This is a genomic window from Nocardiopsis suaedae (genome assembly GCF_027706745.1).
GTDB classification, from domain to species: Bacteria; Actinomycetota; Actinomycetes; order Streptosporangiales; family Streptosporangiaceae; genus Nocardiopsis_A; species Nocardiopsis_A suaedae.
In genome coordinates this window covers 125,958-149,025 of the sequence record NZ_JAQFWP010000003.1, presented here as the reverse complement: position 1 = coordinate 149,025, position 23,068 = coordinate 125,958, and the positions used below count along the sequence as shown (strand labels likewise).

Genomic DNA, 23,068 nt, shown 5'->3' with positions numbered 1-23,068 from the left:
TTGACCCCCGTGCCCCCGCCCACCTCCAATTGACGGGTGGACTCCGCCGTCGCATGTCCCCCACGCCCGTCAGGAGGCCCCGCACCGTGCACGCGCGCAGACCCCTCGCGGCGGCCGCATCGGCCGCCCTCCTGCTGACCGCCGTCGCCGCCGGAACGGCGGCGGCCGACCCCGCACCGGACTCCCCCGCCCCCGCCGCCTCCCCCGGCCAGTACCGGGTCGCCGGGCCGGACTCGGCCCCCGAGCGCACCGAGGTCGCCGCCACCGGGGCGGCCATCGACGAGGTCGGCGACGACTCCGTCGTGGTGACCGCCCTACCCCGCCAGGCCGACGCCGTGGCCGACCTCGGGTACGAGGTCACGCCGCTGCCCGGCCCCGAACAGGAGGGGCCCGGCACCCTCGACTTCCCGCCGTCCGACTCCGGGTACCACGACTACGACGAGCTGACCGATGTCGTGGACAAGGTCGTGGCCGACAACCCCGACCTCGCGGCCAAGGTCGGCGTCGGCTCCTCCTATGAGGGGCGCGACCTGATGGCCGTGAAGATCACCTCGGACGTGGGCACCGACCACGACCGGCCCGAGGTGCTGTTCACCCACTCCCAGCACGCGCGCGAGCACCTGACCGTGGAGATGGCGGTCTACCTGCTGCGCATGCTCACCGAGGACTACGGGACCGACCCGCGGGTCACCGAGATGGTGGACACCCGCGAGATCTGGATCCTGCCCAACGTCAACCCCGACGGCAGCGAGCACGACATCGCCGGCGGCTCCTACAAGAGCTGGCGCAAGAACCGCCAGCCCGCCCCCGGCGGATGGGCCGTGGGCACCGACCTGAACCGCAACTGGGACTACAACTGGGGCTGCTGCGGCGGCTCCTCGGGGAGCCCGTGGTCGCAGACCTACCGCGGCACCGCCCCCGAGTCGGCGCCCGAGGTGCGCCAGGTGGCCGACTTCGTGCGCAGCCGCGTCGTCGGCGGCGAGCAGCAGATCACCGCCGCCATCGACTTCCACACCTACGGAGAGCTCATCCTGTGGCCCTACGGCTACACCTACGACGAGACCGGCCCGGGGATGAGCCGCGACGAATACGACACCCACGCCGAGCTGGGCCGCCTGATGGCCGGGTCGAACGGCTACACGCCCCAGCAGTCGAGCGACCTGTACGTCACCGACGGGACGATCAACGACTGGCTGTGGGGCGAGCAGAGGATCTTCAACTACACCTTCGAGATGTACCCGTCGGGCTCCGGGGGCGGCGGCTTCTACCCCGGTGACGAGATCATCGACCGGGAGACCGACCGCAACCGGGAGGCCGTCCTGGACCTGCTGGGCTACGCCGACTGCCCGTACCGGGTGATCGACAAGGAGGACCAGTACTGCTGACCGGCCCCGCGAGCACCCGGTGAACAAGGGGCGCCCCGCACCTTTCCCCCCTCAGGTGCGGGGCGCCCCGCCTCATGCGCGGTGCGGCCCGCGCGTCAGCAGGCGTTGTTCGCGCTGTTGTCCCACGTGATGTTGCGCAGGACCGTGTTCACGGCGCACGGCCTCTCGTTGAACTCGGTGTCGCGGAAGGTCAGGTTCTCGAAGGTGATGTCGGAGGTGTTGGCGAACTCGCTCCGGGCGGCCAGGCGCACCGTCCCGGGACCGGCGATGGTGCCGCCGGAGGAGCCGACGGTGACGTTGTGGCAGTTCTCGATCAGGGCGGCGTTGTTGCCGGTGTCGGCGATGTCCACCCGCTCGATGACGGCGCCGCCGCTCTCCGACACGCAGAAGATCCCCCGGCCGCCGCCGCGCGCGCGGACCTCGCCCACGCGCACGTTCTCGGGGTAGCCGCCGTCGAGCCGGCCGTTGCGGTTGGCCATCCGGAAGGCGGCGTAGCCGGTGCCGGTCCCCGCGTTCTCGGCGTCGACCAGGTCGACCGAGGCGTTGACGGTGTCGTTGAGCAGGAGCCCGGAGTAGGCGGTGTCGCGGGCGGTGACGGTGCCGATGTCGATGCCGTCGACCCCGTAGGTCTCCACGCCGTGGTTGTCGGTCCCGGACACGTGGACGTCGTCGATGCTGATGTCGCGGGCCTCGCGGACCGAGTCGTCGTCGCGGCTGTCGATGCGCATCCCCAGGCCGCCGGACAGGCGCAGGTCGACCTGGCCGAAGTGCACGTTCTGCGACGTGCGGACCCACACGCCGAAGTAGGGGGTGCCGGTCACGGACAGGTGGGGGACGGACACGTCCTGGGCGTGCCGGATGCGCACGGCGGCGTTGTTCCCCGACGGCGTCCCGGTGACGTCGATGGTGCCGCAGGACTCCAGGGAGGTGTGGCTGGGCAGGTCCAGGGAGGCGTTCGCGGGGATGCTCCCGGAGCCGTGGACGACGACGCGCTGCTGCTCGGTGCGGCCGGGGTCGAGGCTGTCCACGGCGGCGCGCATGGCCTCCAGCATGTCGCCGCCCTCGTAGACGACGTCGCCGCCGTTGCGGGACGTCCAGGTGCCGCCGTCGCGCACGGCCTCGACGTGGTACGAGCCGTCGCCGCAGGCGGCCGCCTGGGCGCCGTCGGCGGTCGCGGCGGTCGCGGCGGTCGCGGCGGTCGGCTGCGCGGGGGAGGCGCCGGTCGCCTGTACGGCGGTGACGGCGCCCGCCCCGAGGAGCGCGACGGCGCCGAGGACAGGGAGCAGGCCGCGGCGCAGCGGCCTTCGCGGTTCGGTGTGCATGGGGGTTCCTCCTGGTGAGCGGGGGTTGGGGTGGAATCGCTCCCACCCCGGAGGGAGGTCGGAACCTAGCACGGAAAGCGCATTCCCAAAAGGGGCCCCGCGCCGCGCCCGCGGGGTGTGGGGCCCCCTCGGTAGGGTGCGGTCCCATGCGGGACCCGCAGCCGCCGCTGTCGCTCTTCCCCGACGACGGCGAGGAGCGCAGGGCCGCCCGCCTGCACGGCAGGCGCGCGGCCCTCATCGGCGTGAACGCGACCGTGGGCGGGTCGGACGTGGTGCACGGCCTGGTGGACCTGCACCGCGGCGGCGTGCTGGTGGCGGTGCCCGCCTGCGGCGCCACCGCGGACCCGCTCCGTCTGGAGCGCAACACGGGCCCGGTGACGTGCCGGAGGTGCCTGCACCTCCAGGGCCCGCACCGCGTCCCCGAGGGACAGCTCCCGATCCCGGGACTGACCGTGTGACACCGGCCGCAGGGAGCCGGCGGGGTCAGCCGGATCCGAGCGCCTCCGTCGGCGCCGTGCGGGCCGCGCGCACGGCCGGGAGCAGCCCCGCGACGGCCCCGATCCCGAGCGTCGCCAGGACACCCGCCGTCGGCGCCCAGACGGGGATCGCCACCATCCATCCCCGCGTCACCGCGTACCCGGCGGTCACCAGCGCCCCCAGCACCGCCCCGGCGACCCCGCCGAGCGCCGACAGCGCCATCGCCTCCACCAGGAACTGGCCCCGGATCTGCCGCCGCGTCGCCCCGAGGGCCCGGCGCAGCCCGATCTCACCCCGGCGCTCCAGCACCGAGATGACCATCGTGTTGGCCACCCCCACACCACCGACCAGCAGCGCCACCCCGCCCAGCCCGAGCAGCAGCCCGGAGAACGCCCGGTCGGCGGCCTCCTTGGCCTCCAGCGCGTCGGAAGGCCGGGAGACCTCGACCCCGAACGGCTCCTCCGGGTCGGCCGCACGCGCCAGCACCTCCCGCACCTCGGCGACCCGCTCGGGGGCGGCGCGCACGTACACCCGCGTCGGATGGCCGTCCGCGCCCAGCCGTCCGGCCGCCGCGTCCCGCCCCACCAGCGCGGCGCTGTCCATCTCCGGAGCGAGCGCGACCGGGTCGAGGATCCCGACGACGGAGAAGTACTCCTCACCGATGAGCACGCGGGTCCCCGGGCCGATGCGGGCGATCCCGAGGCGTTCGGCGGCCGTGGCGCCGAGGACGACGGCCGGGTACCCGGAGGTGGCCCGGTTCAGCCACTCCCCCGTGCGCACGTGGGCCCGCAGCGTCTCCGGCAGGTCCAGGGACGCGCCGTAGACCGTGATCCCGCCGGACGCCTCCTCGGGGATGCGGTCGCTGCGGTAGACGGAGGCCCCCTCCACCTGCCCCACCTGGGCGACGCCCCGCACACCGGGCAGGCGCCGGACCCGGTCCTCCGCCCCCTTCGGCAGCGTCGCCGCCTCCCCGAGCAGGGACTCGCCCGGCGCGGCCGTGACCAGGTTGGTCCCCAGGCTCGCGAGGCGGGCGTCCAGGTCGGCCCTGCTCGACGCGGAGATGCCGACGACCGCGACCATCGCCGCGACCCCGATGGCGATCCCCAGCGCCGAGAGGACCACCCGCAAGGGGCGGGCGCGCAGCCCGCTCGCGCCGGTCCGCACCAGGTCGGCCGGGGAGAGCCGGGCCGGGCGCGGGCCGCGCCCGCTACCCCTGGACATGTCCGCCCCCGTCCCCGCCGGCCCGCTCGTCGGACTCGACCTGCCCGTCCCGCACCCGGATCCGGCGGGGCAGGCCGCCCGCCAGCTCCCTGTCGTGCGTGATGACCACGACCGTGGCCCCGGCCGCGTTGAGCTCCTGCAGCAGCTCCATCACGGCCGTCCCCGAGGCCGTGTCGAGCGCCCCCGTGGGTTCGTCGGCGAGGACCAGACCGGGGTCGCCGACGACCGCGCGGGCGATGGCCACCCGCTGCCTCTGGCCCCCGGACAGCTCGTGCGGCCGGTGGTGGAGCCGGTCGCCGAGCCCGACCCGCTCAAGGGCGCCGCGGGCGCGGGCGCGCCTGCGCCGCAGCGGCGCCCCGGTGTAGAGCAGGCCGTCGGCCACGTTGTCCAGCGCGGCGACATTGTGCGCCAGGTGGAACTGCTGGAACACGAACCCGACGGACCGGGCCCTCAGCGCGGAGGCCCCGTCGTCGTCGAGTCCGGCGGTGTCGAAGCCGGTGATCCGCACACTCCCGCCGGTCGGTGTGTCGAGCATGCCGAGCAGGTTGAGCAGGGTGGACTTGCCCGAGCCGGAGGGCCCGACGATGCCGACCAGCTCTCCCCGCCCGATCCGGAAGGAGACGCCGTCGAGGGCGCGTACACCCCCGGGGTAGTGGCGCTCCACGTCGAACAGCTCGGCCGCGGGGGCACCGTCGTCGTCCGCCCCTGCCGTATTCGTCCGGGTCATTCCGGAACCACCACCTCGGTGCCCTCCTCGATCCCGTCGCCGGAGACCTCGACCTTGCCGTCGGCGAACATCCCGGTCGTGACCGCGACGTCGTCGACCTGCCCGTCCGCCCCGACGGCCGAGACGCCGTAGCCGTCGCCCGGCATCGGGATGAGCGCGCCGACCGGCACCGCGAGCACGTCCTCCGCGGTGTCGCCGACCAGCGCGACCTCGGCCGTCCCCTTGTCGAGGAAGGCGCCCTCCGGCACCTCGCCGAGCCCGATGAGGACGTCGACCACGGGGTCGCCGCCGCCGTCCTCGTCCTCCCCGCCGTCCTCCTCGGCGACCGAGCCGACGGAGAGGACCTCGCCGGTGGTCTCCTCTCCCCCGGGCAGCGTGACGCCGACCTCGTCGCCCTCGTCGACCAGGGCGCGGTCCCCGACCTCCAGCGGCAGCCGGACCACCCGGTCGCCCGAGGTGGCCGACAGCACCGGGGACGACGGTGCGGTGCGCTCGCCGACGGCGGCCTCCGTGCCGGAGATCCGCAGCGGCCCGGGCGCGAACCAGACGTCGGCGGGGTCGACCTCCCCGGTCTGCGGCAGCCCCGCATCCCTCTGCCAGCGCTTGACGGCGTAGGCGGTCAGCCCGGTGTACGCGCGGTCGACGGTGAATCCGCCGTATCCGAGCTCGCTCAGCGCCTGTTCGAGCCGCCGCACGTCCTCGCCCTCGTCCCCGGCGGCCAGCACGCGGAAGGCGGGCTTGTCACCGCGCAGGAGGACGACGGGGTCGCCGTCGACTTCGTAGAGCCGGCTTCCGGGGGCGATCACCGCGCCGCTCTCCGGCATCCAGGTGAGGACGCCCTCGCCCGCGGAGACGACGGAGCCGCCGCCCCCGTAGCCCAGCTCCCCGTCGAGGGCGACCCGCTCCTCCAGCGTGGTGCGCTCGACCCGGGCGGTGGCACCGGGCGCCTCCGCCGCGCCGCCGCCCTCCTCCGGAGCCTCCCGGGCCCACACCGCCGCCATGGCGCCCGCGGCCGCCAGCAGCAGGAGGACCAGTACGACGATGGCGGTCCTCGTGCCGGGTCCGCGCCGTCGCGGCCGTGGTGTGCCGACGCTCACTCGCCGCCCCCGCCGACCGTGACCTCCTGGCCGCATTCCTCCAGGGCCGCTTGCGACTCCTCATCGTCCGTGAGCGGGATGGCGAGCCCTTCGCCCCGCTCGGGGTCCTCGATGTCCATGCCGTGCTCGCGCAGGCACTCGGCCATTTCGAGGTTCTCCTGGAAGACCTCCTCCTCGGAGCGCTCGTCGTCCGACGAGGGCAGCAGGTCCTCGCACTCCTCCAGCGCCTTCTCCACGGCGCCGTCCCCGGCCGGCAGGGCGGGCATCATCCCGTCCCCCTTCGGGTCCTCGACGTCGATGCCGTTGTCCCGCATGCACTGGGCGAACTCCACCCCGTCGGCCTCCGCGCCCTCCCCCGGCGAGGGGGAGCCGTCCGGCGCGGCCGCGCCGCCGCCTTGGCCCGCGCAGCCGCCGAGCAGCAGGGCCGACAAGAGCGCGGCGGCCCCGAGGGCCGCCCTGCCGTACGTCGCCGCCATGGGTTCCTCGACCTCCATCGGTCCGGTTCGCGGACGCCGGTCGGCGGCCGCACCTGGACATGCGACCAGCCCCCCGGTTTCGCCCGGGTTACTCCGGCGGCGGGTGGTAACCCTGGTGTCACCGGTCCCGCGATAAGCCTGGCCGGGCGCGGCCCCGGCCGGGGCGCGCACCGATGCACGGAAGGGCCTTGGCATGCGCGTCCTGATCGTCGAGGACGACCCCTCGCTCACCGCCTCCATCGCCGAGGGGCTGCGCGGCGAGGGCATGGCCGTGGACGTCGCCGAGGACGGCGCCGCGGGGTCGGAGATGGCGGCCGTCCACGGGTACGACGTCGTCGTCCTGGACCGCGACCTCCCCCTGCTGCACGGCGACGAGGTCTGCCGCCGCATCGCCGCCGACCCGGGGACCGACGCCCGGGTGCTGATGCTCACCGCCGCCGGGGGCATCGACGACCGCGTGGCCGGTCTCGGCCTGGGCGCCGACGACTACCTGGCCAAGCCCTTCGCCTACCGGGAACTGGTCGCGCGCGTGCATGCGCTGGCCCGGCGCAGCCGCCCGGCACCGCCGCCGACGCTGGAGCGCCGCGGCGTGCGCCTCGACCCGATGCGCCGGACGGCCGAACGCGACGGCCGCCCGCTGGCCCTGACCGCCAAGGAGCTGGGCGTCCTGGAAGAGCTGGTGCGGGCCGCCGGTGCGCCCGTCTCCCCCGTGCACCTGACCGAGAAGGTGTGGGACGAGCACCTGGACCCCTCCAGCGGGGTGCTGAAGGTGGTGGTGCACCGGCTGCGCCGCAAGCTCGGCGACCCGCCGCTGATCGAGACCGTCCCCGGACACGGATACCGGATCTGACATGGCCCTGACCGTGCGCACCAAGCTCGCGCTGATCTACACGGGCGTCTTCCTGGCGGGCGGGGTGCTGCTGCTCGCGCTGAACTACGCGGTCGTGTCGGCCAGCCTGTCCGACCGGGGCGACGTGCTCCTCATCCAGGCGTCCGAGTGGGCGACGACCATGCCCTGGGAGCCCGGGGCCTCCGGCGGGGCGGAGGCGCGCCCCTCCGCCCCGCCCACCGCCTCCCCCGCGCCCGAGAGCCCGGACCGGGCCGAGAGCGTGCCCGCCGCGAGCATCGCCCGCTACCAGAGCGGCGTCCTCGACGACCTGCTGCTGCGGTCGGGGCTCGGGCTGGCCGCCGTCACCGCGCTGGCGGCGCTCGCCGGATGGCTCGTCGCGGGGCGCCCGCTGCGCCGCCTGCACCGGGTGACCGACGCGGCGCGGCGGCTGTCCGAACACGACCTCGGCGACCGCCTGGAGGTGTCGGGGCCGCCCGACGAGTTCCGCGAGCTCAGCTCCACCTTCAACGGGATGCTGGCGCGGCTGGAGTCCGCGTTCGAGAGCCGGCGCCGGTTCGTCGCCAACGCCTCGCACGAGCTGCGCACGCCGCTGGCCGGGCAGCGCACCGCGGTCGAGGTGGCGCTGGAGCAGGGGCGGGTGCCCGAGGACCTGCGCCCCATGATGGAACGCGTGCTGGAGTCGGCGGACCGCAGTGAGCGCCTCATCTCCGGTCTGCTGCTCCTCGCCCGCTCCGAGCGGGAGCTCATGGAGGCCGAGCCCGTCGACCTGGCCGGTGCCGCCCGCCGGGTGCTGGAGACCTTCGCCGAGGCGGCGGACGAGGCCGGGGCGGACCTGCGGTCGACGCTGCGGCCGGCCGTCGTCGACGGCGACGGGCTGCTCCTGGAGCAGATGGTCGGCAACCTGGTGGAGAACGCGATCCGCTACAACCTTCCGGAGGACGGCGCCGCGTCCGTCCGTGTCGAGGTGGATGCCGAGGGCGGGGAGGCGGTCCTGCGGGTCGCCAACACCGGTCCGGACGTCGCCGACCCCGAGCGGCTGTTCGAGCCGTTCCACCGCGGCGACCGCGACCGCCTGCACGGCCCCGGCGGCAGCGGTCTCGGGCTGTCGATCGTCCGGTCGATCGCGCAGGCCCACGGCGGCACCGCCGGGGCGGCGCCGCGGCCGGGCGGAGGCCTGGTGGCCACGGTGCGCCTGCCGCTGGTGCAGGAGGGTGCGGCGGAGGACGGCCCGCCGTGAGGGCCGAACGCACGAAAAACCCCACCGCCTGTTCCGGCGATGGGGTCATCCGTACGAACGTGGCCAGGGACGGGGTCGAACCGCCGACCTTCCGCTTTTCAGGCGGACGCTCGTACCAACTGAGCTACCTGGCCCCCGCCACTGACGTGGCGCGCGGTCCTGACGGGATTTGAACCCGCGGCCTCCACCTTGACAGGGTGGCGAGCACTCCTAACTGCTCCACAGGACCTTGTATCCAATTTTTACGGCCGCCGAGGCGGCCGATCTCCGTGTCCTCCATTGTGCCAGACCTTCGGCACTGCTTCGACCGGAGCCGTACCCCCAACCGGATTCGAACCGGCGTTACCGCCTTGAAAGGGCGGCGTCCTAGGCCACTAGACGATGGGGGCCTCGACGACGAACGTGGTCGCCAACCGCCCGCGTCGCCTGTCGTCGGGGACGCGTCAAGCATAGGGGAGATTCACCCCCAGTGCCAAAGCGTTTGCCCCGCCCCTTCACCCTAGGGCGTCCCCGCAGGTGAGTCCGCCTCCCGGCTGGGCGTGGCGGAAGGGGTGGGCCCTACGGGGGGCGACGGCGTCGGCGACGGGGGCACCAGCTCGCGGTCGGGCTCCTCCTCGATGTGCCGTTCGATCTGGGCCGAGGTCAGCCCCAGGCCGCCCAGGGTGATGTCGTCCCACGCCTGCAGGCGCTTGGTCTCGGTGTCGATGTAGAGCACCGAGGCCTCGTACGGCTTGGGGCGGTCGACGCCGCCCTCCAGGCCGCGCAGCCCGGCGCCGCCCGTCGAGCCCTGGACCAGGTACCGGGTGCCCGACTCCGTCAGCTCGGTCCAGCGCCGGTGCCCGTGCCCGGAGAGCACCAGCGGCACCCGCCCGTCGAACCCCTCGGCCTGGGCGGGGTCGTGCAGGACCGCCACGTCCACCGGCGGTTCCTCCGCGGCCGCCTCCGCCGCCTGCCCCTCGCCGATCCGCCGCAACTCCTCGGCGCCGGGGTTCGCGGCGGTCTTGTCGGGGGTGAAGCGCGGGTCGCCCGCCCCGTAGAAGACGATGCCGCCCACCTCTTCGGCCCGGCCGTCCAGGACGACGGCGTTGGGCTGGGCCTCCACCGCGCGCTGGGTGCCCATGGAGTCGTGGTTGCCGCGCACCCACACGTACGGCACCTCCAGGTCGGCGATCTCGTCGGCGAAGGCGTCCTCGGCGGCGCTCCCCCGGTCGGTCAGGTCGCCCGAGTCCACGATGAGGTCGACCTGGAACTGCTCCTGTATGGACGAGATCACATTCCAGGAGGCCGGGTTGAGGTGGATGTCGGACACGTGGAGCACCCGCACCGTGGACTCGTCCCCCTCGTAGACGGGGAGGGTGGAGGTGACCTCGTAGAGCCGGGAGACGTTGCCGACCAGCGAGGCCAGCTGCTCGCGGTACTGGTCGAAGCGGCTCACCACGGCCTCGGCACTGCCCACCACCTGGGGCGCGCCGGCCAGCAGCCCCGAATAGCGCGGCTCGGCGATCGCGGACGGGTTGAACGTCGCCGCCGCGGCGCCGCCCGCCGCGGCGAAGGCGGCCAGGGCGGTCGCGGCGCTCAGCCCGGCGCGGCGCCAGCTCCGGAAGAGGGCCAGGCCCACCAGCCCGGCCCCGAGCGCGGCGGCGGCCGCCGACTGCGCCATGAGCCGGATGACGCCGGCCTTGACCTCGCCGACGATGGTGCGGCCCATCCGGTCGATCGCCTCGGGGTTCTCGAACATCTCCTCGGCGGCCGCCAAGCGGATCTCGTCGATGGAGGCCTCGAAGCGCAGCGGCGCGGAGTGGGTGTCGAACGCCAGGGTGCCCAGCGGGGCCACGTCCACCACGGTCTCGCCGTCCCAGCTCGGGCCGACCGACAGGCTCACGTCGGCCGGGCCGACCGGGGTGAGCACCTGGCCCCCGACCACCAGGCCCAGCCACCCCCCGCCCAGCCCGGCGAGGACCACGGCGGCCACCCGCCCGGCCTTCAACAGCCCCTGCCGCCTCGCGGCGAGGCGGTCCCGGAGCGCCGCGAGGGCCCTTCCCAAGCGAGGCAACACGGTATCCATCATGCCCTCGCACCCGTGAGAGGCAACGCCCTGCGCGCGGTGCGGCCGATGTCGCGCAGAATACGGGGCGTGGTCGAACTCAGCCGCCGCCGTTTCGAAGAACTCGTCGCCGACGCCCTGGACTCCATCCCCGAGGAGCTGACCAGCCTGATCGACAACGTGGTCGTGACCGTGGAGGACGAACCGCCCGAGCCCGGGCTGCTCGGGCTCTACGAGGGCGTGCCGCTGACCGAGCGCGGCGACGCCTACGCCGGGGTGCTCCCGGACCGGATCTCCATCTACTGGCGGGAGATCTGCGCGATGTGCGAGACGCCCGAGCAGGTCGTCGAGGAGGTGCGGGTGACCGTGGTGCACGAGGTCGCGCACTACTTCGGGATCGACGACGCGCGCCTGCACGAGCTCGGGTGGGGGTGAACGGGCCGGGCCGCGGCAACGAATACGCTACGAATTCCGGCGAACCGCTTGCGGAATCCGGCCCACATCAGGGACTGTAGGTCATCGAATAGCGACCGAGAGTGACGCACACTGCGCACCACGAGGGAGTCGCCGGTGGGTGATCCGCGCACGGGCCGCGACCGGCCCGACGGGCCGTCCGAGTGGAAGAGCGCCTACGCCGAGGTCGTCAGAGTCCCCGAGTTCCGCACCCTGTGGCTCGCCCACGCCCTGTCCATGGCGGGCGGCTACCTGCTCAGCATCTCCGTCGTGCTGCTGGTCTACCAGCAGACCGCCTCCCCCCTGGCCGCGGGCGTCACCATCGCCCTGACCTTCATCCCGCAGGTGCTGGCCGGGCCGCTGCTGTCGGGGCTGTCCGACCTGCTGCCGCGCCGCCGCGTGATGCTCGCCGCCGACCTGGCCCGGGCGGGCCTGGTGTTCGGCATCGGGCTGCCAGGGCTGCCGCTGTGGGCGATCTGGGGGCTGCTGTTCTGCTCGATCCTGCCGATGGTGCCGTTCGGCGCCGCGCGGGCCGCGCTGATGGCCGAGGTGCTGCAGGGCGAACGGTTCGTGGCCGCCTCGGCGATCATCAACCTCACCTCGCACGTGGGCACCCTGGCGGGGCTGATCGCGGGCGGCTGGGTGGTGGCCACGGTGGGGCCGAACGCGGCGGTGATGGTCAACGCCGGCACCTTCCTGCTGTCCGCGCTGCTCATCCGGCTGGGGGTGCGGGCGCGCCCGGCCCCGGTGGCGGCGCCCGGCCGGCCGGGGCCGGGGCTGTGGCGCACGACCCGGGACGGGGCGCGGCTGGTCTTCGGCGACCCGCGGCTGCGCACGCTGGCGCTGTTCGCCTGGCTGGCGGGGTTCTACATGGTCCCCTACGGGCTGGCGGGGCCGCTGGCCGACGCGGCCGGGGCGGGCCCCGGGGCCGCGGGGCTGCTGATGGCGGCGCCGTCGCTGGGGGCGCTGGTCGGCGGGTTCGTGCTGACCCGGCTGATCGGCCCGCGCACCCGCGTCCGGCTGATCGGGCCGCTGGCGGTGGGCGGGTCGCTGCCGCTGCTGGCCTGGTGGGCCGACCCGCCGCTGTGGCTGATGGCGGCGCTCCTGGTGGCCTCCGGGGCGCTGGCCGCCTACCAGCTGGTGGCCAACGCCGCGTTCGTGCTGTGCGTCCCCGACGAGGGCCGCGGGCTGGCGTTCGGCCTGGTCGCGGCGGGGCTGCAGGCGGCCCAGGGCGTGGGCATCGCGGTGGCGAGCCTGCTGGTGGAGGTGGCCGACATGAACACCGTGATCACCGGCGCGGGCCTGCTGGGCGTGGCGGGGGCGCTGGCCCTGGCCGCACCCTGGGGACGGCTGTCACGGGAGACGACCACCCTGATGCGCGCCCCCGAGCCCACCGCCTGAGGGCCGCCTCCCCCGACCGCCCGTGCCCCCGCGCGGCGCGGGGTCACAGGTTCGACTGCTTGCCTTGGAAGTTGCGGATGATGTGCTCCAGGACGGAGGTGTCGGTGCCCTCCTCCGGGATGATGATCCAGGCGATGATGTAGAGCAGGATCCCGCTGCCGCCCAGGAGCGTGAACACCGCGAACGCGAGGCGGACGATGTTGGCGTCGATCCCGACGAACTGGCCGATGCCCCCGCAGACGCCCGTCAGCATGCGCTGGTCGGTACTCCGCCGGAGGCGCTTCTTCCCGAAGTCGTTGTCCATGCTTCCAGCCTGCCCGCTGAGAGGGCCGGAGCACATCAGGTAGTCCCCTGGCCGTCCCCTGACCCCGACCCCTGAGCCGCTGAGCCGAGGCGGAGCCCACCTACCCTGATCAGCACCAGAGGGATATCCGACCCGCACTTCTGTGGGTGGGCCACCAGGGGATCGAACCCTGAACCCGCGGATTAAAAGTCCGCTGCTCTGCCAGTTGAGCTAATGGCCCCGAGCGTGGCCCTCTGCGGGCGCACTACTCCGGAGGTCACTTTACCGGAGCGCTGATGTGGATGCACAGCCGAGCACAAGGGCACAGCCCCGCGTGCGCGGGGAGCAGGCGTCGAGCGACACGAACGTGCCGACCGTGTCGGGAACAGCCCCGCGTGCGCGGGGAGCAGCCCACGCTTGGCCACGCGGTACCACCGAGCGTGGGAACAGCCCCGCGTGCGCGGGGAGCAGACGCCGATCCCGGCGCACGTCCGCGAGGCCGTGGGAACAGCCCCGCGTGCGCGGGGAGCAGCTGAAAGGTGCCAAGAGCTTCATGGCCTTGTGGGGAACAGCCCCGCGTGCGCGGGGAGCAGACTCGGTGACCTGCGCTTTCACAAGCGCACAACGGCGTGTCGTACCACTTCGCCTCACCGGCCTCCGAACCGGCGGCGCTTGGATGCCTTGCTCCAGCCCTTGGAAGGCGGCTGCGGCTGAGAGCCTTGCTCCCGCTCCTGCCAGTGCGGACGCATGAGCAGGGTCAAACCCTCGTGGTCCACCGGCCGCCACTTATGGTCGAAGGTCTCGAAGGTGAACCCCTGCTCGTTGTCGGTGCTGTAGGCCAGCAGCGCCCGCCCGGCCCCCGCATACGCCCGCACCTCGTCCCACAGGACCTCTCGGATCCGCGCCGAGGGGTTGCCGATGAACACCCCGGCCGAGATCTCCATCAGCCACCGCGTCAAGAACCCCCGCAGCCCCGCCGGGCAGGTGGTCAGCACGATCACCGTCACCAGATCACCCCGTGGTTGATCCCCGACTCGAACTCCGCTTCGCCGTCGCCCTGGAGGTTGACCTGGTCCGCGGCATCCTCGACCTCGGCGTCCCCACCCTCGGCAAGCAGCAGGCTCTTGATGTCCTTGACACAGCGGTCCAGAAGGCCGGTGTCATTGATCCGCTCACGTAGCAGGCGCCGGGTGCGTCCGCCCACATCGATGGGCCCCTCAGCGGCGGCGTCGAAGGCCGCCGGGATGCCCACGTCGGTCTTGTACAGGTCGGCGACGTCCAGCACGAACGACAGCTCGTGCCCGGAGTGGACGAACCCCAGCGCAGGAGAGCAGCCCAGCGCGGCCACCACCGCGTGGGCCACCCCGTACATGCACTGGGCGGCCGAGGTGATCCCCTGGTTCGGCGGATCGCCGGAGTCGAAGTCGCCCGGGGTGTACTTGCGGCCGTGCCAGGGCACCCCCGTCCGGGCCGACTCCTCCCGGTAGAAGATCTTGAGGCGGTCGCCCTCCATGCCCAGCAGCTGACGACGGGTGGCCTTCGCCGGGTCCTCGTCGGGGAAGCGCATGCGGTACATGGCGCGGGCCACCTCCAGGCGGGTGCGCCGGTTCGCCCACACCCGGGCCTGGGCCTCGGCCAGTGCCGCCGAGCGCGACAGGGCCCGGCCGCCGGCGTAGTAGCGCACCCCGTGCTCGCCCACCCACACCACCCCGGCGCCGCACTCCCCCAGCAGGCTCATCGCCTTGTGCGTGACGCGGGTCCCCGGCCCCAGCAGCAGGGTGCCGATGGTGGCCGCCGGGATGAAGCGGGTGCCTTCGGCGTCCTCGGCGGTGATGGCGTTGTCCTCCCGGTGGACGGTGCACCGCTCCAGGTAGACGAAGGACAGGCGCTCCCCCACCCGCGTCAGCTCCCTCGGGGTCAGGGCCTTGCGCGCTCCGATACCGCTCACGTCAGTCCGCCGGAGCCAGCGTCATCAGCCCGCACCCGTAGGCCTTGGCCCGCCCCAGGCCTATGACGAGCATCCGGCGCAGCGCCTCGGGGTCGGTGACCTTCAGGCGCCCGTCGAAGGTCGCTGTGACCAGCGGGACCCGGTTCTGCTTCCCGTCCGGTTCGACCTTGCCGAACCGGCGGGCGTGCCGGTCGTGCACGATCACCTCGTAGGCGTCGTCCGGCCCCCTCTGCTGCTCTTGGGGTTTGGCGACGATCTCGAAGCCGTTGGCCTCCTGGCGCTGCAGCAGCCAGGACAGCTGGTGCCTGGGCGTGCGGTGCGCGGTGACCTTGGTCGGCTCGCCGTCCTTGCGGCGGATGCTGTGCACCGGGTTGGCCGTCAGGCCGAACGCCCACTTCTGCCCGGTCTGGAGCCGGGACAGCAGGGGCGTGTAGTCGCGGGTCTCCCAGGTCTGCGTGGTGGGCCACCCGGCCTGCTCCACCACGTGGGTCAGGTCGGGGCGGTCCGGGCTGACGATGTAGCAGTAGACCTCGTTGCGGGCGTTGTGGTCGAGCCTCCACAGCACCCGCGGCCCTCCTCCGGGCTCGGGCACCCCATCGACGAAGGCGGCCGTGACCGCCCCGTGCATCGCGCGGGGGGAGAGCAGGAGCTTGCGTGCCCCGGCGCGGGCGGGGTTCAGTCGGACCCTGGACAGGAACATCACTCGTCTCCCAACGCGTCCATGGGCTCGTGGACAAGGGGGGCGGCCTGGAGCGGCGCGGCCTGCGTGGCCTGGGGGTTGGGCACGGTAACCGTCGTGTACTCCACGCCGCGCATCGAGTAGCGGCGGTGGTCCTGGTCGAAGCTGAGGGGCACGTCGCGCTGTTCGTGGTCGGCGGTGTGCCCTTTGCGCACGTCGGTCCACACGCCCAGCTCCACCTCCGCTTCCCTCTTGCGCTTACGCTGGTACCACTCGCCCGCCAGCCACGGGTGCGCCTCCAGGGCCGACTCCAGGTCCTCCTCGACGGCGCCCTGGGGGATGGGGCGTGCCGGGGGGCACGACCTGCGGCCCAGGTAGGGCAGGTAGACCGGTGCCCGAAGGGTTTGGTGCAGCTCCTCGACCAGGGCCCGGTCGCCTTCGAACGCGGCGAGGAAGACCGCGTCGGCCAGGTAGAAGCGGTCGGAGACCGGCATGGCCTCGCCGGTGTCGCCGTGGTGGGCGGTCTGGAAGTCGCGCAGCCGCACACCCGGCTGGTCGACGCGCACCCCGAAGCGCAGGGCGGCCAGGTCGCTGACGTCGTCGCTGCGCTCGCGGCCCTGGGCGGCGGCGAGCAGACCGACAAGCCCGCTCTTGGTGGGGGCGTTCTCGGTCGAGCGGCGGGCGAAGCGGGACGCGGCACCCCATGACTGCAGTGGACCGGCGAGCTGCAGCAGGAGCACGCTCATGCCGGGTTCTCCATGCGGGCGGCCACCGCCTGTCCGACCTCGTCCACCATCTGGTCCAGCGTGGATGCCGTGCCCAGCGCCTCAAGGGGCTTGGTGGCCTCTCCGACGCGAAGGAGCCAGGTCGTGGCGTCGGCCACCCCGTAGACGCGCTCGATCTCGGCGATGTGCTCGGTGAGCTTGGCGCAGGCGTGGCCGACCTGCCCGTCGGGGGTGTCCTGGGGGACGGGGTCCTCGAACGCGCCGGCGAAGCTGATCGGGCGCGCGTCGCGCAGCTTGACGATGACAGCGGACGGCAGGCTGTGGTTGGCGAAGGTGTTGGACTTGCCGGTGGGCATGGACTCCACGAAGCAGCGGACGAACGCCTCGACCGCGCGGCGCACCGGTTCGGCGGCGGGTCGGCCCTCCTGGATCCCGGCCCCGAGGTTGGCGGCGAGCCGGTCGACGTCGACCGCGGCGTAGCGGTAGAGCGTTGCGGCATTGAATTCGACGGTGCCGATCATTCCCGCGCCGGGCTCGTCGTCCTCGCGGCGGTCGTCGACGGCGGTGTAGTAGTCGGCCTCGATCTCGGCGGCGTGCACGCTGATGGCGTGGGCGACCTGGGCCGAGGCATCGACGTTGATGTCGGAGGAGTCGGCGACCATGCGGCCGAACAGGGCGATGTCGACCGAATGGCCGGTGTTGGCGATCTGCTTGGCGCGCTTCTTGTTCTCCGCGTCCTTGAGGAAGGCCTTGATGTCGGCGCGCCCCTGCACGGCCAGCTCGGCGAGGCCATCGCGCTGACGCGCGCTGAGGAACATCAGGTAGGAGGATTCAGGGGCCCGGTCCTCCTCCTCGCCCTTGCGGCGCTTGGGCTTCTCGACCTTGGATACGGTGGCCGCGGTCACCGTCGCGGCGGCCAGCTCCAGGGCCTCCTCCTGGGCGATGCTCTCGTCGAGTTCCACGATGCGCCCGGCGACCAGTTCGGCGACGCGCTTGGTGCGTGTGCCCAGCTCCTCAGGGGGCAGGACCCCGTTGAACGCCTCCCGTGTGGCGCGCTTCCATGCCTGGCTGGAGACCCTTGCGCGGCGAACACCGCCGTAGACCGCCCCTTTGGGCGAGCCGGTGTCGTCGCGGTTGATGTTGCTCGGCGGGACGGTCTGCAGAATGTGCACGTCCAGGATGGTTCGGCTCACGAGGCGTCCTTGTCGGTGTCGTCGGTGGTGCGGGGTGCCCGGTAGGAGTTGAACCCGAAGTTCCATGCGCGGCGGACCTCGGCGATACCGCCGGGCTGCTGGGCCTTGTGGATGTGCTCGGCCAGGAGCGCGTAGTCCAGGGGGACCCGGTGACGGTGGAGCAGATCCACGAGGCCGCGAAGGCGGTCGGCCATGGTCCTGGCGCTGGTGGCCTTGCCCGCCTGGACGAAGCGCTGGCGCACCGGGTCATGGATCGAGACCGGTCCTGCCTTCCGCTGCCGGCCGTCGGCACCGGCGTCGGGCTCAGGCTCGGAGGGCGCCTGGTCCATGAGCGCACGCACGGCCCACCCAAGGTTGTGGCGGACAGTGGGGCGCCCCTCCGGCTTAGGGGCGGCCCACTTGTACATCCGCAGGTCCGCGCTGCGAAGGGACTGCTGGTGCACGGCGTACAGGCTCAGCGCGATGTGCGCGGCGCGGATGGGAATGTCGTCGTCGAGCCACACCTCGTGCAGGCCGTAGTCGTACCCCAGGAGCCGGGGGAGGTCCTCGGGGAGGCGGCCCGCGCCGGGGCGCAGCCCGGCGAGTACCTGCACGGCCATCGGGTCGTCGGGGTCGCTCACATAGCCCCGCTGGAGCCATAGGAGTTGGCCGTGGACGGCCTGGCCGAAGCCGGTGAGCTCCTTCCGCTCCGCGGCCCCTGGTACGCCTCCTCCTGCTGGTTCTGTCGTCTCGGTCGTGGGCTCCACGATCAGTCTCCGGGCTCGTCGGGTTCCTGGGTCAGGGGCAGGGCCGTGGCGAGCTCGTAGTGGAACCGCCGCTCGGCACGCCCGGCGGTCAGCCACAGCTCATCGCCCTTGTCGGTCTCGATGATCCGGCCGCTCCACGCCCGCTCCCCGGCCGCGTCGACCAGTTCGCGGCCGACCGAGGCGATGGCTCGGCGCACCTGGCGCTGCCATTTCCGCCGCTCCTCCTGTGGAGAGGAATCGGAGGCCAGCCCCGCCAGCCACACCCGGAACAGGTGGTCGAGTTCGCCGAAGCCCCGGTCCCGGGCCTGCGCGCGCGGGGCCTCGGTGTCCAGGCCCGCCGCACGGGCGATACCGGTGGCCAGGTTCCCCAGGGCGAAGACCGCCTGATCGGCGTCCGCAGCGGCGTCGATGGCGGCCTGACGCAGCTGCGCGGAGCGGCGGGCCAGCAGGGTGATGCGCAGGTTGACCCTGTCGTCGGTCACCTCGTCGATGACCGACTGCTGGGTCCCGTACTTGGCCCCTACGGTGCGCACGGACACGGGATGGTCCTCGGAGAGCGCCCCGTCGTTGGCCAGGTGGGCGGCCCATTCCACGACGCCGGGGCGCAGGCGCTCGGCGGCCTCGCCCCGCTGGCGCCCGGCCCGGCCCTGCAGCAGCGATTCCAGGCCCCGCCAGGCGCTTCGGGCCGGGTCGTGCTCGGCAGGCATATAGACCTGGTTCTTTCCCAGCTTCTTCTCCTGGGCCGGGCTGCGCCGCCAGGCGGTCATCGGTTCGCGGTGGTGCTGGTTGGGCGCGTCCAGCGGGTCGCCGTAGCACAGCAGGACCCCGTGGACCCCGTCGTCGTCGGCGAAGAGGCGGATGCGGCGGCCCTGCCAGGTGTACAGGTCGCGCAGGCCGTAGGGGCGGTAGACCTGCTCGGCGCCGCGCAGTGCCGCCGCCCCGGTGGGCGGGAGGGCCCACGCCGGGCGGTCCTGGTCGTCGGTGCGGATGTCGGAGTCGAAGGCGATGAGGTTGAGCAGCAGCGTCTCGCGCAGGTCCCGGCCTTCCAGGAAGACCCCGCCGAGGTTCCCGGCCCACCCGACGCCCTGGGGATAGCCCTTGCCGTTCTTCACCCGCGCGTCTCCCACGGCTCCGGACTTGATACCGGAGGGGTCGTAGGCGTGGGCGTGCACGAGCCAGCGCGCCGCTTCGGCGAATCCCAGCCGCCGGGCGCCGCGGGCCCGCATGGTGAAGAACGGGGCCCCGTTGGGCACGTCGGCGACGATCCGGTCCAGGGGAAAGAACTCGTTCTTGGCCGTGTGCAGGTCGGCGACCTGCATGAAGGGGGCCTTGGGGTGCAGCAGGTCGAATCGGTCGCGGTGTCGGCCGAGGTAGTCGCGGATCTGCTGGACGGGTAGCTCCTTGGCCTCCCACAGCTCCTGCCACTCCCCCACGCCGGCGGGCCCGTCGAGGGCGTCGTGCAGGACGGCCAGCAGCAGGCGCAGCAGGGCGAATTCCTGGGTGGGAAGGTCGCCCACGATGCGGCGGATGCCGTTCGGGCCGCTGTCGGCGCCCTCGAAGACCTCGGTCAAGGTCAGCTCGGCTTCGCTGCCGTCGCGCCTGCGCACCGGGATCCAGGGGCGCTCGGTCAGGTCGAAGCCTGTTGCGCCGCCGTCAGTGGGCATCGGCCACCTCGAGACCGTCCTCGTGGGAGTAGTGCACGTCGAAGCCTGCCAACCGGGTCCGACAGTCCTCGTCGAGGATGAGAAGGAGCTCTCCGGCCACCCAGTGGGCGTCCTTGTCCTGCCAGGCCGGGAAGAGGTTCTGCTCCAGCTCCCCGATGACCCGGTCGATCACCCAGGGGGCGACCAGCGGGAAGGGCAGGCGCACCGCGCTGGCGGCGGCGATGCGCCCGGCCTCCTCGGACGGGGCGAAGTCGGTGGGAAGCTCGATGCCGCCCCTGCCCTCCCCCAGGCCGGGAAGGGTCGTGAGCACGCCGTCCGCACGCCGCCGCAACAGCAGCACCTCCAGGCTCTCCCCCGCGTCGCGCACCTGCGCCCGGCCCCGCGGGCTGTCGTCGGCGTCCCCGACCCCGGCCTGGACCCACCCGATGAGCGAGCGCCCCGCCCGTGCGGGCGCGCCGAGCAGGAACGCGCGTGCCTCCTCGGCCTTGGCCGCCTGCTCGACCTCGTGCGACTCCCGCGCCTGTTCCAGCTCTTCTTGCCACTCGGGGGGACCGATCGGATCAGGTCCGTAGGCGCCCTGGACCAGGCGGTCGATGTCGTCGGGCAGGACCACCGACCCGCCAGCGGAGCCTTGGCCGTCGCCGGCCTGGAGGAGGGGATCGAGCGCCGCGGCCGCACGCAGCAAGGGGGAGGGGCGGTAGACGAACTGCGACCCCGAATCCGGCTCGGGCGGCTGCTTCGCCCAGGCGGCTCCGGTGATCAGGCAGCGGGCCGTGCGCAGCCTCTCGGGGCGCTCGCACTGGCCCTCACCGCGCAGGTGGCGGTGCAGGCGGCCCATGCGCTGCAGCATCAGGTCGACAGGGGCCAGATCGGTGACCAGCAGGTCGAAGTCGATGTCCAGGGACTGCTCGGCCACCTGGCTGGCGACCACGATGCGGGGGTGTTCGGGGCGCCGTCCGCCGAGTTCGGCGACCTTGGCCGGCGGCCCGAAGACCGCCAGCAACTCCCGGTCCTTGTCCGCCCGGTCCAGGTCGGCGAAGCGCGCGTGCGCGACGGTGACCCCGACGTCCGTTCCGGCGAACCGGTCACGCAGCACCCGGGCGGCGGCATGGACCCGCCTGACGGTGTTGCACACGACCAGCGCGCAGCCGCCCCCGGCCAGCTCGCTCTCAAGCCGACGGGCCAGGACGTCCAGGTCATCGTCGAGGAGTTCGATCCGGACCTCGGTCCTGCGCCCCGAAGCCTCCACGGCCTCCACACGCGGCGCCTTCCCGGGCACGGCACTGGTCAGGAGCGGATACCCCTGCGCCTTCTCGACCGCATCGAACTCGGCCGAACCGCGCCGGGCCTGGCAGTAGGCCTCGGCCAGCTCCCTGCGGCGGCGCGCCGGAAGCGTCGCCGACAGGACCACCACCGGGACCCGGTAGGCACCCAACCAGGACAGGACGGTGTCCAGGTAGGTGTTCATGTAGGTGTCGTAGGCGTGCGCCTCGTCGACCACCACGACCTTGCCCGCCACGGCCAGGTGCCGCAGCGCCAGGTGGCGGCTCTTCAGGCCCGCGAAGAGGAGCTGATCGATCGTCCCGGCCGCGAAGTCCGAGAGCATCCCCTTCTTGCGGCCCCGCAGCCACCAGTGGGCGGCCAGTCCGCCGCCTGGTCCCTCGGCGGCGTCGCGTTCGATGTTGTCGGCGGATTCCACCCCGGCGAACGGCAGGCCGGCGTAGTCGTCGTTGAGGGCCGCCTTCGAGTGCGCCAGGAACACCGACGCCGAACCGTCGAGGCCCTGCAGCGAGCCGGCCCAGTCGGCCAGGCGCGAGAACATGGCGTTGCTGGTCGCCATGGTCGGGAGCGCGACGAAGCAGCCGCCCGCTCCGGACACCGCGGCCAGGTCCTCGGCGGCCACCAGAGCGGCCTCGGTCTTGCCCTCCCCCATCGGCGCTTCGATGACGAGCATGCCCGGCTCGTCCATGCCCCGCGCGGCAGCGAGCGCGGCCTCCTGGACCGGCCGGACCCGAGTGCCCTCGTCCCAGGAGAAGCGCGCGGCGAACACCTCCTGGGCACTGCCCTGCGGACGCTGGGGGCGCCAGCGCCCCCTCAGGCCAAGCCGCTGCAGGGCACGGGAGACGCGTCCGTCGGCAGCGGAGCCCGCCTGCTGGAAGTAGGGGAACAGGGCGGCGTTGGAGGCGATCCAGTCACTGACGATCACCAGCGCGCTGAACAGCACCTGGGGCGGCTGCGGCAGTTTCACCGACGACCAGGCGTCCAGGTGTTCGCGAATCTGGCAGGCGGATGCGGCCGTGTCGAGGAGCTCGCGCTGGACCCGCTGCCACGTGTCGGTGCCCGTCGGCCCGAACAGCAGTTCCGGGTGGGCCAGGGCGTCTTGGAGGTCTGCGTCGCTGGGAGGCACGCCGTGGTGGCCGCCGACGACAGCCCCGAACTGCTGAGCGGCCCGCTTGGGCCACCCGTTCTCCTGGAGCCAGGCCACGAGGAGGAGTTGCCCGGCCATCCCGTGGGGGGCGAGTGAACGGTCTTTGCCCATCTGCGCGACCGAAGGCATCTTCAGGCCGTGCGAGCGCATGGCCTCGGCCAGCCCTTCGACCTGGCAGGCGAACGCCGGGGTGGCCTTGCCGATGTCGTGCACCATCGCGAGCCAGACCGCCAGCCGCCGCCCGTCGGCCTCACCACCGGGCAGGGCCTCACTGATGCGGGCGCGCACCTGGGGTGGGAGCCACTCGTCCCAGAGGTAGGCCGCCGTTCCCGCGCTGTCGCCCATGTGCCGCCACAGTGGCAGCCAGCCGCCGGAGTCCCAGTCGTGCTTGGCCCACACCGCCCGTGCTGCAGCGCTCAGGGGAGCGCTTAGGTCGTGAGCGTACTCCTCGTAGGGCATGGGGAGATTCAAGCGCACCGGGGCACACCACAAGCCGCAGTTGTCCTGACTGTCCGTATCCGGCCACTCTCGCAAGCCCGTCACGGAGAGGCATCCCGATGGCATCGGCGTAGTAGCCCCGCGTGCGCGGGGAGCAGCTCGCCTCCGAGATCAGGCTGCGGGTCGCGAAGGGAACAGCCCCGCGTGCGCGGGGAGCAGCAGGGTTGGGCCGTTGATCGGCACCCCAGGTCGGGAACAGCCCCGCGTGCGCGGG

General features: G+C 73.2%; 21 protein-coding genes, 4 tRNA genes and 2 CRISPR repeat arrays (1 of these 27 running past the window's edge). Of the genes, 6 read left to right on the top strand and 19 right to left on the bottom strand.

Features of this window, described 5'->3' with window-relative positions; all coding sequences use genetic code 11:
- Positions 1–86 precede the first annotated feature (86 nt).
- Entirely contained in the window at positions 87–1,385 is a 1,299-nt protein-coding gene (locus O4U47_RS03010; RefSeq protein ID WP_270675958.1) for a M14 family metallopeptidase, read from the top strand.
- Between the two features lie 95 nt (positions 1,386–1,480).
- Here the strand turns inward: O4U47_RS03010 and O4U47_RS03005 are convergent, their stop codons facing one another.
- Positions 1,481–2,707 (bottom strand): right-handed parallel beta-helix repeat-containing protein, encoded by a 1,227-nt coding sequence (locus O4U47_RS03005; RefSeq protein ID WP_270675957.1) that lies wholly within the window; start codon positions 2,705–2,707, stop codon positions 1,481–1,483.
- A 146-nt stretch (positions 2,708–2,853) separates the two neighbouring features.
- Between O4U47_RS03005 and O4U47_RS03000 the strand changes: the two genes are divergently transcribed.
- Positions 2,854–3,165: a hypothetical protein gene (locus tag O4U47_RS03000; RefSeq protein ID WP_270675956.1), complete on the top strand. Its 312-nt coding sequence runs from the start codon at positions 2,854–2,856 to the stop codon at positions 3,163–3,165.
- A gap of 25 nt (positions 3,166–3,190) precedes the next feature.
- On the opposite strand, the gene O4U47_RS02995 is transcribed toward O4U47_RS03000, so the two are convergent.
- Genes O4U47_RS02995 through O4U47_RS02980 form a run of 4 tightly spaced genes read right to left on the bottom strand, consistent with a single transcriptional unit; the run spans position 3,191 to position 6,705 of the window.
- The gene (locus O4U47_RS02995) at positions 3,191–4,405 is read right to left on the bottom strand and encodes an ABC transporter permease (RefSeq protein WP_270675955.1); all 1,215 of its coding nucleotides are present in this window, start codon (positions 4,403–4,405) and stop codon (positions 3,191–3,193) included.
- Positions 4,392–5,132 carry an ABC transporter ATP-binding protein gene (locus O4U47_RS02990; RefSeq protein WP_270675954.1) on the bottom strand — a complete coding sequence of 247 codons (741 nt, stop codon included), beginning with the start codon at positions 5,130–5,132 and terminating at the stop codon, positions 4,392–4,394. Before O4U47_RS02990 ends, O4U47_RS02995 begins: the two co-directional genes overlap by 14 nt.
- Entirely contained in the window at positions 5,129–6,229 is a 1,101-nt protein-coding gene (locus tag O4U47_RS02985; protein WP_270675953.1) for a peptidoglycan-binding protein, read from the bottom strand. The genes O4U47_RS02990 and O4U47_RS02985 overlap by 4 nt, the downstream gene beginning before the upstream one ends.
- A complete protein-coding gene (locus tag O4U47_RS02980) occupies positions 6,226–6,705 on the bottom strand; it encodes a hypothetical protein (RefSeq protein WP_270675952.1) in 480 nt (159 codons plus the stop codon). The genes O4U47_RS02985 and O4U47_RS02980 overlap by 4 nt, the downstream gene beginning before the upstream one ends.
- A gap of 193 nt (positions 6,706–6,898) precedes the next feature.
- On the opposite strand from O4U47_RS02980, the gene O4U47_RS02975 reads away from it, so the two are divergent.
- Both O4U47_RS02975 and O4U47_RS02970 read left to right on the top strand, forming a co-directional pair.
- Positions 6,899–7,555, top strand: coding sequence for a response regulator transcription factor (locus O4U47_RS02975; RefSeq protein WP_270675951.1), 657 nt, complete (start codon positions 6,899–6,901; stop codon positions 7,553–7,555).
- Between the two features lies 1 nt (position 7,556).
- Positions 7,557–8,792, top strand: a complete 1,236-nt coding sequence (locus O4U47_RS02970) for a sensor histidine kinase (RefSeq protein WP_270675950.1) — start codon at positions 7,557–7,559, stop codon at positions 8,790–8,792.
- A gap of 60 nt (positions 8,793–8,852) precedes the next feature.
- Here O4U47_RS02970 and O4U47_RS02965 read toward each other — a convergent pair.
- From O4U47_RS02965 to O4U47_RS02950, 4 genes are all read right to left on the bottom strand, one after another.
- Positions 8,853–8,926: transfer RNA gene (locus O4U47_RS02965), tRNA-Phe, on the bottom strand.
- 20 nt (positions 8,927–8,946) lie between these two features.
- Positions 8,947–9,021 (bottom strand) — tRNA-Asp (locus O4U47_RS02960).
- Positions 9,022–9,108: 87 nt separating this feature from the next.
- Positions 9,109–9,181: transfer RNA gene (locus tag O4U47_RS02955), tRNA-Glu, on the bottom strand.
- Between the two features lie 110 nt (positions 9,182–9,291).
- Positions 9,292–10,860 carry a metallophosphoesterase family protein gene (locus O4U47_RS02950; RefSeq protein WP_408638916.1) on the bottom strand — a complete coding sequence of 523 codons (1,569 nt, stop codon included), beginning with the start codon at positions 10,858–10,860 and terminating at the stop codon, positions 9,292–9,294.
- Between the two features lie 66 nt (positions 10,861–10,926).
- Between O4U47_RS02950 and O4U47_RS02945 the strand changes: the two genes are divergently transcribed.
- Together O4U47_RS02945 and O4U47_RS02940 are read left to right on the top strand one after the other, a co-directional pair.
- The gene (locus O4U47_RS02945; protein ID WP_270675948.1) at positions 10,927–11,271 is read left to right on the top strand and encodes a metallopeptidase family protein; all 345 of its coding nucleotides are present in this window, start codon (positions 10,927–10,929) and stop codon (positions 11,269–11,271) included.
- Between the two features lie 135 nt (positions 11,272–11,406).
- Positions 11,407–12,690: an MFS transporter gene (locus O4U47_RS02940; RefSeq protein WP_270675947.1), complete on the top strand. Its 1,284-nt coding sequence runs from the start codon at positions 11,407–11,409 to the stop codon at positions 12,688–12,690.
- 43 nt (positions 12,691–12,733) lie between these two features.
- Here O4U47_RS02940 and O4U47_RS02935 read toward each other — a convergent pair whose 3' ends face one another.
- From O4U47_RS02935 to cas3, 10 genes are all read right to left on the bottom strand, one after another.
- Positions 12,734–12,994: a PspC domain-containing protein gene (locus O4U47_RS02935; protein WP_270675946.1), complete on the bottom strand. Its 261-nt coding sequence runs from the start codon at positions 12,992–12,994 to the stop codon at positions 12,734–12,736.
- A gap of 147 nt (positions 12,995–13,141) precedes the next feature.
- Positions 13,142–13,214, bottom strand: a tRNA-Lys gene (locus O4U47_RS02930).
- A gap of 79 nt (positions 13,215–13,293) precedes the next feature.
- Positions 13,294–13,566: direct repeats of the CRISPR family, unit length 29 nt; unit sequence GGGAACAGCCCCGCGTGCGCGGGGAGCAG.
- A gap of 54 nt (positions 13,567–13,620) precedes the next feature.
- A complete protein-coding gene (cas2e, locus tag O4U47_RS02925; RefSeq protein WP_270675945.1) occupies positions 13,621–13,980 on the bottom strand; it encodes a type I-E CRISPR-associated endoribonuclease Cas2e in 360 nt (119 codons plus the stop codon).
- Positions 13,977–14,921: a type I-E CRISPR-associated endonuclease Cas1e gene (gene cas1e / locus O4U47_RS02920; RefSeq protein WP_270675944.1), complete on the bottom strand. Its 945-nt coding sequence runs from the start codon at positions 14,919–14,921 to the stop codon at positions 13,977–13,979. Before cas1e ends, cas2e begins: the two co-directional genes overlap by 4 nt.
- Position 14,922: 1 nt before the next feature.
- Positions 14,923–15,621 (bottom strand): type I-E CRISPR-associated protein Cas6/Cse3/CasE, encoded by a 699-nt coding sequence (cas6e, locus tag O4U47_RS02915; protein ID WP_270675943.1) that lies wholly within the window; start codon positions 15,619–15,621, stop codon positions 14,923–14,925.
- A complete protein-coding gene (gene cas5e, locus O4U47_RS02910; protein ID WP_270675942.1) occupies positions 15,621–16,346 on the bottom strand; it encodes a type I-E CRISPR-associated protein Cas5/CasD in 726 nt (241 codons plus the stop codon). The genes cas6e and cas5e overlap by 1 nt, the downstream gene beginning before the upstream one ends.
- Entirely contained in the window at positions 16,343–17,518 is a 1,176-nt protein-coding gene (gene cas7e / locus O4U47_RS02905) for a type I-E CRISPR-associated protein Cas7/Cse4/CasC (protein ID WP_270675941.1), read from the bottom strand. Before cas7e ends, cas5e begins: the two co-directional genes overlap by 4 nt.
- The gene (gene casB, locus O4U47_RS02900) at positions 17,515–18,264 is read right to left on the bottom strand and encodes a type I-E CRISPR-associated protein Cse2/CasB (RefSeq protein ID WP_270675939.1); all 750 of its coding nucleotides are present in this window, start codon (positions 18,262–18,264) and stop codon (positions 17,515–17,517) included. Before casB ends, cas7e begins: the two co-directional genes overlap by 4 nt.
- 2 nt (positions 18,265–18,266) lie before the next feature.
- Positions 18,267–19,928 carry a type I-E CRISPR-associated protein Cse1/CasA gene (gene casA / locus O4U47_RS02895; RefSeq protein ID WP_270675937.1) on the bottom strand — a complete coding sequence of 554 codons (1,662 nt, stop codon included), beginning with the start codon at positions 19,926–19,928 and terminating at the stop codon, positions 18,267–18,269.
- Positions 19,918–22,815, bottom strand: a complete 2,898-nt coding sequence (cas3, locus tag O4U47_RS02890) for a CRISPR-associated helicase Cas3' (RefSeq protein ID WP_270675935.1) — start codon at positions 22,813–22,815, stop codon at positions 19,918–19,920. The genes casA and cas3 overlap by 11 nt, the downstream gene beginning before the upstream one ends.
- Before the next feature lie 108 nt (positions 22,816–22,923).
- Positions 22,924–23,068: direct repeats of the CRISPR family, unit length 29 nt; unit sequence GGGAACAGCCCCGCGTGCGCGGGGAGCAG; it runs 1,409 nt beyond the window's last position.

Coding starts and splice junctions, on each gene's coding strand:
- O4U47_RS02975 (WP_270675951.1), top strand. CDS start 6,899: ATGCGCGTCCTGATCGTCGAGGACGACCCCTCGCTCACCGCCTCCATC.
- O4U47_RS02970 (WP_270675950.1), top strand. CDS start 7,557: ATGGCCCTGACCGTGCGCACCAAGCTCGCGCTGATCTACACGGGCGTC.
- O4U47_RS02980 (WP_270675952.1), bottom strand. CDS start 6,705: ATGGCGGCGACGTACGGCAGGGCGGCCCTCGGGGCCGCCGCGCTCTTG.
- casA (WP_270675937.1), bottom strand. CDS start 19,928: ATGCCCACTGACGGCGGCGCAACAGGCTTCGACCTGACCGAGCGCCCC.
- O4U47_RS02990 (WP_270675954.1), bottom strand. CDS start 5,132: ATGACCCGGACGAATACGGCAGGGGCGGACGACGACGGTGCCCCCGCG.
- O4U47_RS02995 (WP_270675955.1), bottom strand. CDS start 4,405: ATGTCCAGGGGTAGCGGGCGCGGCCCGCGCCCGGCCCGGCTCTCCCCG.
- O4U47_RS02935 (WP_270675946.1), bottom strand. CDS start 12,994: ATGGACAACGACTTCGGGAAGAAGCGCCTCCGGCGGAGTACCGACCAG.
- cas6e (WP_270675943.1), bottom strand. CDS start 15,621: ATGTTCCTGTCCAGGGTCCGACTGAACCCCGCCCGCGCCGGGGCACGC.
- O4U47_RS03000 (WP_270675956.1), top strand. CDS start 2,854: ATGCGGGACCCGCAGCCGCCGCTGTCGCTCTTCCCCGACGACGGCGAG.
- cas5e (WP_270675942.1), bottom strand. CDS start 16,346: ATGAGCGTGCTCCTGCTGCAGCTCGCCGGTCCACTGCAGTCATGGGGT.
- cas3 (WP_270675935.1), bottom strand. CDS start 22,815: ATGCCCTACGAGGAGTACGCTCACGACCTAAGCGCTCCCCTGAGCGCT.
- O4U47_RS02950 (WP_408638916.1), bottom strand. CDS start 10,860: ATGATGGATACCGTGTTGCCTCGCTTGGGAAGGGCCCTCGCGGCGCTC.
- O4U47_RS03005 (WP_270675957.1), bottom strand. CDS start 2,707: ATGCACACCGAACCGCGAAGGCCGCTGCGCCGCGGCCTGCTCCCTGTC.